At 39.6% G+C, this 15,244-nt stretch carries 11 protein-coding genes; 4 read left to right on the top strand and 7 right to left on the bottom strand.

Going from position 1 to position 15,244, the window contains the following annotated elements:
* Window positions 1-2: 2 nt before the first annotated feature.
* Window positions 3-1,601, top strand: a complete 1,599-nt coding sequence (gene lnt, locus OA91_RS21615) for an apolipoprotein N-acyltransferase (RefSeq protein WP_082828067.1) — start codon at window positions 3-5, stop codon at window positions 1,599-1,601.
* A gap of 69 nt (window positions 1,602-1,670) precedes the next feature.
* Here lnt and OA91_RS21610 read toward each other — a convergent pair whose 3' ends face one another.
* The gene (locus OA91_RS21610) at window positions 1,671-3,227 is read right to left on the bottom strand and encodes a BCCT family transporter (protein WP_063339812.1); all 1,557 of its coding nucleotides are present in this window, start codon (window positions 3,225-3,227) and stop codon (window positions 1,671-1,673) included.
* A gap of 313 nt (window positions 3,228-3,540) precedes the next feature.
* On the bottom strand, window positions 3,541-3,972 hold the full coding sequence (locus tag OA91_RS21605; RefSeq protein WP_063339811.1) for a zinc ribbon-containing protein: 432 nt from the start codon (window positions 3,970-3,972) through the stop codon (window positions 3,541-3,543).
* A gap of 137 nt (window positions 3,973-4,109) precedes the next feature.
* On the opposite strand from OA91_RS21605, the gene leuS reads away from it, so the two are divergent.
* Genes leuS through holA form a run of 3 tightly spaced genes read left to right on the top strand, consistent with a single transcriptional unit; the run spans window position 4,110 to window position 8,227 of the window.
* A complete protein-coding gene (gene leuS / locus OA91_RS21600; protein WP_063339810.1) occupies window positions 4,110-6,566 on the top strand; it encodes a leucine--tRNA ligase in 2,457 nt (818 codons plus the stop codon).
* A 60-nt stretch (window positions 6,567-6,626) separates the two neighbouring features.
* Window positions 6,627-7,163 carry an LPS-assembly lipoprotein LptE gene (locus OA91_RS21595; RefSeq protein WP_063339809.1) on the top strand — a complete coding sequence of 179 codons (537 nt, stop codon included), beginning with the start codon at window positions 6,627-6,629 and terminating at the stop codon, window positions 7,161-7,163.
* Window positions 7,164-7,195: 32 nt separating this feature from the next.
* Window positions 7,196-8,227: a DNA polymerase III subunit delta gene (gene holA, locus OA91_RS21590; protein ID WP_063339808.1), complete on the top strand. Its 1,032-nt coding sequence runs from the start codon at window positions 7,196-7,198 to the stop codon at window positions 8,225-8,227.
* A gap of 64 nt (window positions 8,228-8,291) precedes the next feature.
* On the opposite strand, the gene yegD is transcribed toward holA, so the two are convergent.
* From yegD to OA91_RS21565, 5 genes are all read right to left on the bottom strand, one after another.
* Window positions 8,292-9,662 carry a molecular chaperone gene (yegD, locus tag OA91_RS21585; RefSeq protein ID WP_063339807.1) on the bottom strand — a complete coding sequence of 457 codons (1,371 nt, stop codon included), beginning with the start codon at window positions 9,660-9,662 and terminating at the stop codon, window positions 8,292-8,294.
* A gap of 107 nt (window positions 9,663-9,769) precedes the next feature.
* Window positions 9,770-10,252 carry a hypothetical protein gene (locus OA91_RS21580; RefSeq protein WP_063339837.1) on the bottom strand — a complete coding sequence of 161 codons (483 nt, stop codon included), beginning with the start codon at window positions 10,250-10,252 and terminating at the stop codon, window positions 9,770-9,772.
* A gap of 117 nt (window positions 10,253-10,369) precedes the next feature.
* Window positions 10,370-11,887, bottom strand: a complete 1,518-nt coding sequence (locus OA91_RS21575; protein WP_063339806.1) for a SpoVR family protein — start codon at window positions 11,885-11,887, stop codon at window positions 10,370-10,372.
* Window positions 11,868-13,160: a YeaH/YhbH family protein gene (locus tag OA91_RS21570; protein ID WP_063339805.1), complete on the bottom strand. Its 1,293-nt coding sequence runs from the start codon at window positions 13,158-13,160 to the stop codon at window positions 11,868-11,870. Before OA91_RS21570 ends, OA91_RS21575 begins: the two co-directional genes overlap by 20 nt.
* A 103-nt stretch (window positions 13,161-13,263) precedes the next feature.
* Entirely contained in the window at window positions 13,264-15,186 is a 1,923-nt protein-coding gene (locus OA91_RS21565) for a PrkA family serine protein kinase (protein ID WP_063339804.1), read from the bottom strand.
* Window positions 15,187-15,244: the final 58 nt, after the last annotated feature.

Raw genomic sequence — 15,244 nt, 5'->3', positions numbered from 1 at the left:
TAATGAAACATGGACGTTTAACAACTAATACATTACTTCTTAATCTGCTAACGAAATGCGGCGAACTCATTAACCAATGCAAAGCAAAATATGGCAATAAAGTTAATTACTTATTTGCCTTATTAAGCGGTGTCTTTGGCGTATTAGCCTTCGCTCCCTTTAATTTTTGGCCAGCTTATGCCATTAGCATCTGTTCTAGTATTTGGTTTATCAAACAAGCAGATACATTAAAAACAGCTTTTAGAAGTGGTCTCGCGTTAGGGTTAGGTTTTTTTGGAGCTGGTATCTCATGGGTTTATGTCAGTATTGCCACTTATGGGCAAATAGGCTGGCTTCTCTCGGTTCTAATTACTCTCGCCTTTGTCGCTGTATTGGCAAGCTTTTATGCACTTGCCTTCAGCCTAACTTGGAAACTCATAACAAGATTTCAACACTGGCCAATTAGTCTCGTTTTCACTGTCAGCCTACTTTTATCTGAATACCTGAGAAGTACTTTATTTACAGGTTTCCCTTGGCTATTACCTGGCTATAGCTTACATACAACGTGGGCATTTGAGTTATCACCTATTGGTGGGATATGGCTGTTAACCAGCCTCGCCATTTTGACCTTTAGTTTCCCTGTCGCCGCTTTTTTTGAGGGATTAAAAAAACAATCCCTCTTAGGTATTACAATATTGCTTGCGTGGGGAACAAGCTTGTATCTTCACAACACCCCTATCGAATTTAGTCAGGAAATTGGCAAGTTAAAAACAACCTTAATTCAAGGCAATATTAAGCAGGATGAAAAGTGGTTACCCGAGAACGCAGGGCCAACTCTCGACTATTATCAGGCAGCAAGTCTAGAGCACCTTGATAGTGACCTCATTGTTTGGCCAGAAACCGCCATCACCTATTTACATCATCAAGTGGCACCCTTTTTAGCCCCGTTCGATAAAGTATTAAAAGAGTCTAATACCAGCTTAATCACGGGTGTTCCTGTTTTTACTCAATCCCCCGATAAAGACATTGGCCAAGGCAGTTTCTATAATGGCCTTTGGACATTCGGTGATGGTTTTGGTTTATACCTTAAACAAAAACTTGTTCCTTTTGGTGAGTACATTCCCTTTCAAGATTTACTCGGTCCAGTTTTTGATATCTTCGGACAACCAATGACCTCATTCCAAAAAGGAGAGATTAACCAACCAAGCTTACAAATTGGCGAATGGGCAATATCTAGCTTTATTTGTTATGAGATTGTTTATCCAGATCTAGTGCGAAATATGGTGAGAGACAGTGATATCTTATTAACGGTGAGCAATGATGGTTGGTTTGGTGAGTCCATAGGGCCATTACAGCACCTACAGATAGCTCAATTTAGAGCCAAAGAAAGTAGCCGATATTTAATCAGGGCAACAAATACCGGTGTTACGGCAATTATGGATGAGAAAGGCAACATTATAAAACAGCTACCACAATTTACTCGCTCAAGCCTAACAGCAGACGTAAAACTTTTAAAAGGTATTACTCCCTATGTTACTTACGGCAACCTCATTGTGCTGAGCTTCCTTTTTTCACTCATAGCTTTATATCTACTCTATTACCTAATCAAAGCTAAGGATTGAAGCTAAAAAGCCAAGGTGCTTTAACCTTGGCTTTTCTTTTATTGGAATTTTTTGTCAGTCTAATGGACTCTAGAGCTTGTCTTTTTTGAGATTATAAATCAAACCCACACTGGCAATTAACAGCAGAAAGCATAATAAAACACCTATAAGTAGCGATGCTGATTGGGCTGATTCAAGGGCTTTTTTACCACCAAACACTAATAAGCTTAATGCTACACAAGCTTGAATTAGAACCCAAAACTGACTCACTTTTTTGCTTCTAATCTGCTTAGTATTTCTTGTTAGCAACTCAAGCGAATAGACAGACGCATTGCTTGTAGATACAAAGCAAATCAGCACAAGCACTATTCCAATAAAAGCTAGCATTTGAGTAAATGGCAATATTTCTAACATTTTAAATAAGGCAGTAGTTGGTGATAATCTCGGCTCCATTATCGATCCAATGCCTTGAGATATTTGCTCTAGACCAATACCACCTAAAGCGCTAAACCAAAACAATGAAAACAAACTTGGAATAATAAGAATTGCAAAAACACATTCTCTAATACTGCGACCTTTTGAAATTCGGGCAATAAACAAACCAATAAAAGGCGCCCAAGAAAACCACCAAATCCAATAAAAAATAGTCCAGCCATGGAAAAACTTAAGATCAGTTCGTTCTGACCACTGGCTGAAGGCAATAAAGTTGTTCGCATACTCAAAAGCCGTAATACCTAACACTGACAAGGCATTAGTTAAGCCAGCTAACACAACTAGCGCAAGCGCAAATACACAAGCTAAAATCAAATTAGCCAAACTGAATTTTTTAATCCCTTTTACTAACCCCAAGTGCATAACTAAAAAGAGAAGAAGACTTGCAACAAGAATCAAAACACTCTGACTGATCAGGGTATTAGGTATGGCATATAAATATTCTAAGGATTTAGCCGCTTGTCTTGCCCCTAGTCCCATAGTGGTGGCAACCCCAAATACGGTTGCCACCACAGCCAAGGTATCAAGCACATTTCCACTTAACCTGTGTGTTTTTTGTTTTAAAAATGGATAAATAATGGAACTAAACTTTAAAGGTAAGCCCTTGTTATATGTAGCATAAGCAATGGCTAGCCCCATGACAGTATAGATAGCCCAAGGATGTAAGCCCCAGTGGTATAAACTGGCAGCCAATGCTAAGTTCTCCGCTTCCTGGCTCCTCGCCTCTTGGTTAAAAGGCACTCCCCACCAATCAGTATAAAATGCAGCAGGCTCGGTTACTCCCCAGAATACCAAGGTTAAGCCAACGCCTGTCATTACAATCATTGAATACCATGCGAAATTTGAAAACTGTACAGACTCAGAACCTAGCCTTCTTTTACCTAAAGGCGAAACAGCCAAGACTAAGCAAAAGCCAAGCAATAGATTTGCACTTAGCATAAAGAGCCAATCAAGATGTATCACAGACCAACGTCTACCTCCCACAAAAATACCTTTAGCCCATTCAGGAACAAAGAGGCACACAAGTAAGACAATCAGTATGACAGCAGAAGATAAGAGTAAAACAGGGTTAAACCTAGTAAGGTTAAAATACGCTTCTCTAGGCTTTGCGCCTTGAGATATGACCGCAACATTTTGCGGTTGGCTCATTTTCATAATTAATATCCTTATTAACAAGCATAAAAAACATGCTCTATTCAGCCGCACATAAATTTTAGGGTGATAGAAAGCTGTGAACTCGGCTTAGCCGACATGAAATGGCAGCAAGGGATAACAAAGAGGAGGCATCCTTCAATTTATAGCGGCAGTTTCTATCCTTGAAACCATTTTTCGAGAGCAAGAGTAATATAGCAAAGGTTATCTGTGCAAACCTTGAGGGGGGGTTTTAGGGCTTTTGTCTTCCATCAATTCAAGCTGGTTCACCAGATGAGTCTCATCTAGTAAAATGTGAGCTTAACTGTGATTTAAATCATTCTTCAGCAGACTTAGGGTGATTTGAAAACACACCATAACCGCAGTTATCACAAACCTCTAATTCAGTACTTATTTCTAATATCTGATTTTGATTGCAAGACATACATAAATACTCTCCTGCTTCACAACGACTACCTGCCGTATGACAATGGGCTAAAGGAACTGGGTTTTGATTAACATGATCCACCAACCACAACAAACCTAAGTCTTCAATTTCTTCAAGATCTTCTAGTGCATCATGCCCCTTTTCAAGTACCAAATGCCAATGAGCAGACACCCAAGCTTCCATGTATCCCATCTTATGATGCCAATATGCTGTAGCAAGATGTGCATCATCAACCACCCATGATTTAGCCGCTTCCAGTGTTTTTCGTGTCTCTTTTACGATTCCCTCATTGGTTTTGCTTTCTTTTTTATCTGATTTCATAACTAGACCCTCTTGTGCCTTCTAATTAGTGCCTCATCTATATAAAATAGCTCACAATTAACAATTCTATCGATAATTAACACTAGGCTTGAATCTAAAGCGCTTTTATCAAGCCAAAATGGGACAATTTTACCGTCATGCAAGAACAATATAATCCGCAAAACATAGAAAGTATCGCTCAGTCATTCTGGGACGAAAATAAAGTATTTAAAGCGGTTGCAGATAGCAACAAGGAAAAGTTCTATTGCCTTTCCATGTTCCCATACCCAAGTGGTCGTCTTCACATGGGTCATGTGCGTAACTACACCATAGGTGACGTTATTTCTCGTTACCAGCGTATGCAGGGTAAAAATGTTCTCCAGCCTATGGGTTGGGATGCTTTTGGTCTTCCTGCTGAAAATGCAGCGATCAAACACCAAACTGCACCAGCTAAATGGACCAAAGAAAACATTGCTTATATGAAAGACCAACTTAAGCAACTTGGTTTTGGTTATGACTGGGATAGAGAAATTGCAACATGTACACCAGAGTATTACCGTTGGGAACAATGGTTTTTCACTCAACTTGTTGAAAAAGGCATGGCGTACAAAAAAACTTCAGCAGTTAACTGGTGCCCACATGATAAAACTGTATTAGCTAATGAGCAGGTTGAAGATGGTGGTTGCTGGCGTTGTGGTACAACAGTTGAAAGAAAAGAAATCCCACAATGGTTCATCCGTATTACAGATTACGCACAAGAGCTATTGGACGATCTAGATCAACTAGATGAATGGCCAGAAAAAGTAAAAGCCATGCAGCGTAACTGGATTGGTCGTTCAGAAGGATTAGAGTTCAGCTTTGCAATCAAAGGCAAAGGTGACAAGAACGAAGATAGAATCAGTGTTTACACAACACGCCCAGATACAATTATGGGTGTAACTTACATGGCAGTAGCAACAGAGCACCCTCTTACTCTAGAAGCCGCTGAGACAAACCCAGAGCTTGCAAACTTCATTGCTGACTGTAAGAAGACTTCTACAACAGAAGCTGATATGGCAACAATGGAGAAAAAAGGTATGGATACTGGCTTTAAAGCCATTCATCCAATTACTGGTGATGAAATTGCAGTTTATGCCGCTAACTTTGTCTTGATGGACTATGGTTCAGGCGCAGTAATGTCTGTACCCGCTCACGATCAAAGAGACTTTGAATTCGCAAATGCCTATGACTTACCAATCAAACAAGTTATCACAGCTGAAAATGATGAGATTGATTTAACTAAAGCTGCTTACACAGAAAAAGGAATTCTATGTAATTCTGGCGAATTTGATGGTTTAGATTTCAGTACTGCATTTAAGGCGGTAAGTGAATGGATGAAAAACCAAGGTATAGGTGACATTAAAGTTAACTTCCGTCTGCGTGACTGGGGTGTTAGCCGTCAGCGTTATTGGGGAACACCAATCCCAACGATTAACATGCCAAATGGCGAAGTTAAAACCGTACCTGCAGATCAACTGCCTGTTGAACTTCCAACAGATGTTGTGATGGATGGTGTTAACTCTCCAATCAAAAACAACCCAGAATTTTCTGCCATTGAGTTTGATGGCATGGCTGCTGAACGTGAAACAGATACCTTTGACACCTTTATGGAATCCTCTTGGTATTATGCTCGTTATTGCAGCCCTGAAAGTGATGAGATGATGCTAACAGAAGAAGCAAACTACTGGCTTCCTGTTGACCAATATATCGGTGGTGTTGAACACGCAATCTTGCACTTACTTTATGCTCGTTTTTTCCACAAACTACTTCGTGATGCAGGTCTAGTCACATCTAACGAACCATTTAAACGCCTACTTACTCAAGGTATGGTAAATAAAGATGGCACTAAGATGTCTAAATCTAAAGGCAACACAGTGGACCCTCAAGAAATGATTGAGAAGTACGGTGCTGACACAGTACGTCTATTTATCATGTTCACTGCGCCGCCAGAGCAATCACTTGAATGGAATGATGCGGGTGTTGATGGCTCTTCTCGTTTCCTACGCCGTTTATGGTCTCTGGCTTACCGTCACACTAATGCAGGTACAGTCGGTGAACTTGATACAAGCAAGCTAACCTCAGACCAAAAAGCGCTACGACGTAAAACACATGAAACCATTGCAAAAGTGACAGATGATATTGAACGTCGTCAGACCTTTAATACGGCGATTGCTGCACTGATGGAATTATGTAATGAAATCAGCAAGTTCGAAGATAAATCAGAGCTTGGATTAGCGGTAGAGCAAGAAGCACTAGAAGCTGCAACCTTATGTCTTTCTCCAATCGTGCCACACATTTCTCATGAGTTATGGGGAGCACTAGGTCATGAGACTAACGTTGTAGATGCGCCTTGGCCAAAAGTAGATGAAAGCGCTCTTATTAAAGATGAGCTTACAATCGTAGTCCAGGTATTAGGTAAAAAACGCGCAGAAATGTCTGTGTCTGCCAATGCAACCAACGATGAAATTGAAGCCTTAGCACTTGCTAACGAAAATGTTATCAAGTTTATTGAAGGCAAGACTGTTCGCAAAGTCATCGTAGTACCTGGTCGACTAGTAAACATAGTCGCAAACTAGTACGGCTAGAGGGTGAGAATCTCTTTCTCACCCTCTCTCATTCTATATTGGGATAAATAAATGGCCTTTACTCAGCTCAAAAAGCAATCCATATCATTCAGTACGAAAGCATTCATTATTGGTTTTATTGCACTATTCATCAGTGCATGTGGTTTCCATCTAAAAGGACAAGTGCCCATCCCTCTTGCCCTTAAAAATCTTAAACTTAACACTCAAAGTGAGATGCCAAGTTTTGATCAATCGCTTAATAAAGCGCTTATTCTTGCTGATGTTTCCATCATTGATGAAGATGCCCAAGTTGATGATTCAGTACTCGAACTAAAAGTCCTAAAAATCACTTTTACTGATAGAACCTTATCAACCGCTAGCAATAATGATGTCACTGAAAGAGAAAGAACCTTAAAGGTAAGTTACTTTATTCGTAATAATACTGGGAAATCTTTGTATGGGCCTCGCATAGTAACCCTATCAAGAACCTTATCTAATCAGGATGCCAGCGACGATACTGTGCTTGCTTACAATAAAGAGCAAATGCAAGATATGGCGGAAGATCTAGCAAAACAGCTAGTAAACGACCTCGCTTATTCCCCTTTATAACATCAGCAGAATAAGCTTAAGAAAACCATTAGATGAAAGTTAAAACAGAGCAAATTGAACAAACGATTAATAAGCAAATTCACCCGATTTATATTATCTCTGGTGATGAAACTTTGTTGGTTCAAGAAGCCAGTGATGCTATTCGCCGTATACTCCCAAGCAAAGGCATAGACGAGCGCTTACGATTTGTCGCTGATGCTCAGTTTGATTGGCAAGAAGTTATCCAAGAAAACCAAGCTCTGTCTCTATTCTCCTCTCAGCGTCTGTTCGATATACAAATTGACAAGCTTTCAGAGAAACATACTAAAGCCTTAACTCAATTAGGAAATGAGCTAAGCACAGATAATATTATTCTGCTTACCTTACCTAAATTAGATGGCCGCAGCCAAAAAACTAAGTGGTTCACCAAGCTTGAATCACAAGGTGTTTTTGTTCAAATATGGCCCGTTGGAAGCAACCGCCTTGGTCAATGGCTACAAAAGAGAGCCACTAGTTTAGAGCTAAGCCTGACTCGTGACGCCGCTGCTTTGATCTGTGAGCGTAATGAAGGCAACCTACTAGCTCTATCACAGGAACTTGAAAAGCTCGTCTTAACCCATGCTCCTGGAAGCAAGATTGATGAACAAATGATAGCTGACTCTGTTTCTGATAGTAGTCGCTATTCAGTTTATGATTTAAGTGATCGAATTCTCATGGGTAAAGTAAAAGAATCATTACACTGCTTACAGCAATTAAGTGCTGAAGGGGTTGATAACAACATCCTACTTTGGTTACTGAATCGCGAGATACAAACATTAGATAAACTGGTTCAAGCAAGTACCAGCATGCCAGTTAGGCAGGCCTGCCAAAAACAAAGAATTTGGGACAAGCGTATCCCTTTTTATGAAAGCGCCCTAAGCCGTCATAATATTAATACTTTAAACTATATGCAGCGCTATATGGCGTTAGTTGATCAAACCATTAAGGGCCTTCACGCCCTAGATATAGATACTGGCATGAGAAATCTAGTGATGATGTTTTGTGGTGTTAAAGCAGTGCAGACCGAACTCGATATAGAATCATGACTTAATAGCTTAAACCCATTAACATTAATATCACGTTAAAGGGTTTAAGATAATAGCAGCTTCCCTAGGCGTAAATTTTGTTAGCCCAGACTCCTAGCCCTGCGGCCACACTACCAAAATGATCCCCATCAAGAATTTCAACCTGTCCTAACCTTTGAGCAATCGCTTCTCTAATCACTGGCGATTGAGCAGAACCACCAGTCACAAAGACAAGATCCGGTTGTACACCAGCTTGCTTTACTACATCTTCCATTAGGTTCAGCATTTTTGTTAAAGGAGGCTGAATGCGATCCGCATAGCTGTCACGAGAAACATCACAAGTTAAGCCAGATTCAACATAATCTAAATCTAAGGTATGAATCAAATTATCAGACAAAGCAATCTTGCATTGCTCTGCATCTCTAACAAGATGAAAGTTTTGCTTTTCTTCTCGCAAGTTTATAAAACGCTCTAATAAATTTGGCTCTTTCGCATCACGATACATTTGCTCAAGATGTACTTGTGTTTGCAAACTATTAAAACTTGCTTGAGCACTTACATCATTAGTTGTTACCGCATCCCAAAAAACTTGCGTTGGCATAGGAAGGCCGTTTTTCAAGCTAGACTCCATACCAAATAAAGGCATAAGGTTTTTGCCTGCTAGTTGAATATCCAAGTCATTACCGCCGACTCTTTCCCCTGTATGACCAAGAAAATCAGCTGAACGATCAAGTTTATTACGGTAATTTGGACCCATACGAACCATGGCACAGTCACTCGTACCACCACCAATATCTACCACTAATACGGTTTTATCATCTTCCAGACGGCTCTCAAACGCTAAACCTGCAGCAATAGGTTCGTACAGAAACTCAACAGACTTAAAACCAGCACGTTTAGCTGAGGTTGTTAAAATATCTAACGCTTGTCGGTTAGCGTTATCCGCATTAATGCCTTGAAAATTGACAGGACGACCAACAACTGTATGAAGTAATTCGTGGCCTAAACTCTGCTCTGCTTGCTGCTTAATGTTTTGCATCATAGCAGTCACAACATCCTCAAAGAAATGAATGAACTCTGCTCTAAAGCCACTGCCTCCTAAGAAAGATTTAGGAGATTTTACAAAGTAGCCTTCATCAGGCTGAGCTAAATATTGGGCAAAAGCATCACGCCCAAAGAACAAACTTTGCTCATCCTGTTGTATATCAGCTTCTCGCCTCACCCTTTGAGCCATGTTTAACTGGTTCTTACGATTCTGAAGAAACTCAGATTTACAGTTGGCATCTTTAATATTCAGCGCCACAGATTCAACAATCAGTTCACGCTCTAGAGCATACAAAGTTGAAGGTACAAAGCATTTACTCTGCTCTAACTCAACAAGGCCAACCTCTTGGGTGTCACCAGAAATAGCTGATATCGCGCAATTAGAAGTACCATAGTCAAATCCAGCTATCATTTATTTATCAGCCTATACAGTTCGTTTTAAAAAATGGGCGGGCAAAATAACATAGCTAAAAAAATGATTCGAGTGTTTATCTATGGACAACTTAAAAATATATTAAATTAGCAAAGGTAGGTAATTTCGTAGTACTTGGTCTCATGGCCAATCGCCACTTTTATTTCATCTTCAAGGAAGGATCCCATTAACGATTTCCCCATAGGTGAATTAGGTGTGATCAAAATACCATTCATTTCACCACACTCAAATGCTTGTCCACCAGCACAAGGCGATATGAAACAGTTCATCACTTTACCCGAGTCATGAGTTAAGCGGATCAAAGCCCCCATAGCAATTTCATCATCTTCTCTAAATTGCTTAAAATCAGTAGCTAAAAAGTGTTTTAAATCATTCTCACATTCAATCACTCTCTGAGATTGCCCATGGGCTAAATAGGAAGCTTCTAAACCAAATGTATCGTATTTATTTTCTGCGACAGTTTCTTTATCCGTAGCCGCTTCATAGGCTTGAAGGGCTGCTGCCGCGGCAGTTTCAAACCGCTTTTCAAGCATGCTAACAATGGCATCAATTATTTGGGGTTTATTCATAAAAGAAATGTTGCTCAAGACATTAAACAACAAATGAGATCACATTCTAGGGAAGAGAATCAAGGGGAAAGCATCAGACATTAAATACTTTCCCCTAGTTAGTTTACTCAGTTTGTTTTACTCTGAATCGTCGGTACAGGTATAGCTTTTTACTAAGCCATCTTTGCCCCATGATTCCAACCTAACATCGAACCCCCATAAACGTCTAAAGTGCTTTAACACTTCAACTGTGTCCTCATTAAGTGGTCGATCACCATTCATAGTGTGTTTTAATACTAAGCTCCTATCTCCCAAAATGTTTACTTTTTGCACCTGTATATTAGGCTCTCGATAGCTCAAGTTGTACTGTTGTGCCAATCGGTCTCTTAGTAAACGATAACCTTCGTCATTATGAATTTCTTTAACTTCAACAAAAGGATCTAACACATCATTTTCTAAGCCAAAAAAGCGAAAATCACGCATTAACTTTGGTGATAAAAACTGCAATATAAAGCTCTCATCTTTGAAGTTACGCATGGCAAAATCTAAAACCTCTAACCAAGGCTTATCAACATAATCAGGAAACCACTCCCTGTCTTCTTGGGTTGGGTTTTCACAAATTCTCTTAATATCGGTATACATAGCAAAACCAAGAGCATAAGGGTTAATGCCAGAGTAAAACTGAGAATCAAAAGAAGGTTGATAAACCACATTCGTATGCGACTGTAAAAACTCTAGAATAAAGCCATCTTCTACTAAGCCTTTGTCATATAAGCTATTAACAAGCGTGTAGTGCCAGAATGACGCCCACCCTTCATTCATTACCTGAGTTTGTCTTTGAGGATAAAAATATTGCGCCATTTTGCGCACAATCCGAACTAATTCACGTTGCCATGGTTTTAAAAGAGGCGCGTGTTTTTCTAGAAAATAAAGTAGGTTTTCCTGAGGCTCGCTAGGGAAAGATTCTCTAATATCTTCACCATCTCCAGGCTTATCAGACTTAGGGATAGTGCGCCAAAGGTCGTTAACTTGCTGTTGTAATTGATGCTCTCTTTCAGAAACTCTTGCTTTTTCTTCTTCTGCTGATAGAGGCACAGGACGCTTATACCTATCTACCCCAAAGTTCATCAAGGCATGACATGAATCTAAAGTGAGCTCAACATCTTCTATGCCATATTTTTCTTCGCATTTTTGAACATACTTCTTCGCAAATACAAGGTAATCAATAATAGCCGTTGCATCTGTCCAGGTTTTAAAAAGGTAATTTCCTTTAAAGAAAGAATTATGGCCATAACAGGCATGGGCAATTACCAAGGCCTGCATCATCATATTATTTTCTTCCATAAGGTAAGCAATACAAGGAGAAGAGTTAATCACTATCTCATAAGCTAACCCCATACGGCCGCGCTTATAGTTCTGTTCAACATCTAAAAATTGCTTACCATATGACCAATGGTGATAGCCCAATGGCATACCTACAGACGCATAAGCATCCATCATCTGCTCAGAGCTAATCACTTCAATTTGGTTTGGATAGGTATCCAAACCAAACTCTGCTGCTATCTTGCCGATTTCTTTGTCGTAGGTTTCTATTAAATCAAATGTCCAATCAGATCCTGTTGACAAGAAATTCCGCTTAGTTTTGGCTTGACTCATGCAACCTCCTTTGGAACAAATCTCTAAATACCGGATAAATATCGGTCAGGTCTGTAATGTGGCGCATGGAAAAATAGCTAGGATGTGTATTTTGAACCTGCTCGTAAGCATACCAAAGGCTCTGGTGGTTTCTTGGTGTGATTTCGATATAGGTAAAATATTGCACCTGATCAATAATGGATTCTTCCAAGATTTTACGACAAGTATCAGAATCATCATCCCAGTTATCACCATCAGAAGCCTGAGCGGCGTAGATATTCCAAGCATTGGATGGATATCTATCTTGAATGATTTTATCCATAAGCTTGAGTGCGCTCGATACTATGGTGCCACCAGTCTCTCTTGAGTAGAAAAATTCTTCTTCAGAGACTTCTTTTGCACTCGTATGATGCCGAATAAAGACGACTTCTATTTTTTCATAATTACGGCGAAGAAATAGATATAAGAGAATATAAAAGCGTTTAGCAATATTCTTAGTTTCTTGGGTCATAGAACCCGATACATCCATAATACAGAACATAACCGCCTGACTACTTGGTTTAGGTTCTTTAACATGATGGTTGTATCTAAGGTCATAACTGTCTAGAAAAGGCGTTTTATCAATTTTTTGACGCAACTGTTCAGCTTGTAATAACAATTCTTTCAGCAAGCTTTCATCTTTAAGAGCAGCATCTTTTTTTTCAATTTCTTCAATCTGCTCTTCAATTTCAAGTAAAAGCCGTTTTGAACTTCTACTCATAACAATACGGCGTGCTTGAGCATTTCGCATAGAACGCACTATGTTCAATTTAGATGGTGTACCGTCTGATACGATACCCGCATGTTTTAAAGAAAACTCTTTAATTTCTTTTAATTCTTTTTGCAAAAGGTTAGGTAATTCAAGGTCCTCGAAAACATAGTCGAGAAACTCTTCTTGTGAGATTTGAAAAACAAAATCGTCTTCCCCTTCCCCTTGATCACTGGCATCACCCGAGCCACTGCCTTGCCCTCCACCACTAGGTGGCTTTGGAATACGATCTCCAGTGTTGAACTCTTTATTACCTGGGTGAACAATGGAGCCAGTTCCTCCTTGGCCATGGCCAAAAGAAGGTTCGTGTATATCCTGTTGTGGTATGGTGATTTTTTCACCACGATTCAAGTCTTTAATGCTTCTTTCGTTAACAGCTTCTTCTACCGCTTTTTTAATATGCTTTTGGTAACGGCGTAAAAATCGCTGTCGGTTGACACTACTCTTGTGCTTTCCATTCAGGCGGCGGTCAATTATATAAGACATGGGCTCACCTCCTATGCAGCTTAAAGAAGAGACACTGGTTTCTCACCAATGCCTGAAATAGGCTAACAACACTTCCAACATAGGAAGTGTTGTTGGGTTTTCTTTACTGTGATTTACGCACTCTTAAGTACCACTCAGAAAGTAGCCTCACCTGTTTCTCGGTATAACCTCTTTTCACCATACGTTTCACAAACTCATTATGTTTGGTTTTATCTTCGGTCGAAGATTTCGCACTAAATGAGATAACAGGTAACAAATCTTCCGTATTGGAGAACATTTTGCGCTCAATCACTATCCTGAGTTTTTCATAACTTAACCAGGATGGGTTCTTACCGTTGTAATTAGCTCTCGCCCTTAAAACAAAGTTAACCACTTCATTCCTGAAGTCTTTAGGGTTACTAATGCCCGCTGGCTTTTCTATTTTTTCAAGTTCATCATTGATTGATGCTCTATCTAAAATATCTCCAGTTTCAGGGTCACGGTATTCCTGATCCTGAATCCAGAAATCAGCATAAGTCACATATCGATCAAAGATATTTTGGCCATACTCAGAATAAGACTCTAAATAAGCTGTTTGTATTTCTTTACCGATAAATTCGACATATCTAGGAGCGAGATACTCTTTCAAACTTCTTAAATATCTATCATGTCGTTCTTGATCAAACTGCTCTTGATCAATTTGCTGCTCAAGAACATACATAAGGTGAACTGGGTTAGCAGCAACTTCAACCGGATCAAAGTTAAAGACCTTAGATAAAATTTTGAATGCGAATCGAGTTGATAGACCATCCATTCCTTCATCAACACCAGCAGCATCTTTATACTCTTGCAAAGATTTCGCTTTTGGATCCACATCTTTCAATGTTTCACCATCATAGATTCTCATTTTCGAGTAAACTGATGAATTTTCAGGCTCTTTCACCCTAGATAAGACAGTAAACTGAGCAAGCATTTTTAATGTATCTGGAGCACAAGGTGCCGATTTAAGAGAGCTATGCTCCAAAAGCTTCTGATAAATACTCATCTCTTCAGAGACACGAGTACAGTAAGGTACCTTGACGGTATATACCCTATCGATGAAAGCTTCATTGGTTTTATTATTCTTAAATGACTGCCACTCAGATTCGTTCGAGTGAGCTAAGATAATGCCATCAAATGGAATACCACCTAACCCCTCAGTACCATTGTAGTTACCTTCTTGGGTGGCCGTTAGAAGTGGATGCAGCACTTTTATAGGTGCTTTAAACATTTCCACAAACTCCATGATACCTCTATTGCCTCGGCATAAGCCGCCAGAGAAACTATAAGCATCAGCATCATTTTGCTCGAAGAACTCTAGCTTACGAATATCAACTTTACCTACTAATGCAGATATATCTTGGTTGTTTTCATCTCCAGGTTCTGTTTTTGAAATAGCTACTTGTTGAAGAATAGAAGGATAGACCTTAACCACTTTAAACTGGCTAATATCACCGTTAAATTCGGTTAGGCGTTTTGTTGCCCATGGTGACATAGAACCTTTAAGGTAACGTCTTGGAATACCATAGACTTCATTAAGAATATCGCCATCTTCTCTGACATCAAATACAGACAGAGGCGATTCAAAAACAGGTGATCCTTTAATCGCGTAGAAAGGAACACTTTGCATTAATTCTTTTAGCTTTTCAGCAAGCGAGGATTTCCCCCCCCCAACAGGCCCAAGCAGATATAGAACCTGCTTTGATTCTTCCAAACCTTGAGAAGCATGTGTTAAAAAAGCAACTATCCTTTCTATGGCTTCTTCCATACCGTAAAAAGCTTCAAAGCTTGGATATTGTTTAATTAATTTGTTCGAAAAAATTCGGCTTAACCTAGGTTCTTTTGATGTATCTATGATCTTAGGTTCACCAATGGCTTTTAGCAGGCGCTCCGCAGGTGTTGCATATGCACCAACATCCGTTTTACATAGGTTCAAGTATTCGTCTAATGACATCTCTTCGTCTTGCTGAGAATCATAACGAGATTGAACATGGTCAAATATACTCATGTTATTGTCCCCTATAATCAAGATTACTCTTTGCCTATTATTGGCAAAGTTTTTGTTG

Source organism: Marinomonas sp. SBI8L (assembly GCF_001624705.1).
GTDB lineage: Bacteria > Pseudomonadota > Gammaproteobacteria > Pseudomonadales > Marinomonadaceae > Marinomonas.
This window is presented reverse-complemented; position numbering and strand designations above follow the sequence as displayed.

Excerpts from the sequence above, each read along its gene's own strand:
- lnt (WP_082828067.1), top strand. The coding sequence starts at position 3 with ATGAAACATGGACGTTTAACAACTAATACATTACTTCTTAATCTGCTA.
- OA91_RS21610 (WP_063339812.1), bottom strand. The coding sequence starts at position 3,227 with ATGAAAATGAGCCAACCGCAAAATGTTGCGGTCATATCTCAAGGCGCA.
- OA91_RS21605 (WP_063339811.1), bottom strand. The coding sequence starts at position 3,972 with ATGAAATCAGATAAAAAAGAAAGCAAAACCAATGAGGGAATCGTAAAA.
- leuS (WP_063339810.1), top strand. The coding sequence starts at position 4,110 with ATGCAAGAACAATATAATCCGCAAAACATAGAAAGTATCGCTCAGTCA.
- OA91_RS21595 (WP_063339809.1), top strand. The coding sequence starts at position 6,627 with ATGGCCTTTACTCAGCTCAAAAAGCAATCCATATCATTCAGTACGAAA.
- holA (WP_063339808.1), top strand. The coding sequence starts at position 7,196 with ATGAAAGTTAAAACAGAGCAAATTGAACAAACGATTAATAAGCAAATT.
- yegD (WP_063339807.1), bottom strand. The coding sequence starts at position 9,662 with ATGATAGCTGGATTTGACTATGGTACTTCTAATTGCGCGATATCAGCT.
- OA91_RS21580 (WP_063339837.1), bottom strand. The coding sequence starts at position 10,252 with ATGAATAAACCCCAAATAATTGATGCCATTGTTAGCATGCTTGAAAAG.
- OA91_RS21575 (WP_063339806.1), bottom strand. The coding sequence starts at position 11,887 with ATGAGTCAAGCCAAAACTAAGCGGAATTTCTTGTCAACAGGATCTGAT.
- OA91_RS21570 (WP_063339805.1), bottom strand. The coding sequence starts at position 13,160 with ATGTCTTATATAATTGACCGCCGCCTGAATGGAAAGCACAAGAGTAGT.
- OA91_RS21565 (WP_063339804.1), bottom strand. The coding sequence starts at position 15,186 with ATGAGTATATTTGACCATGTTCAATCTCGTTATGATTCTCAGCAAGAC.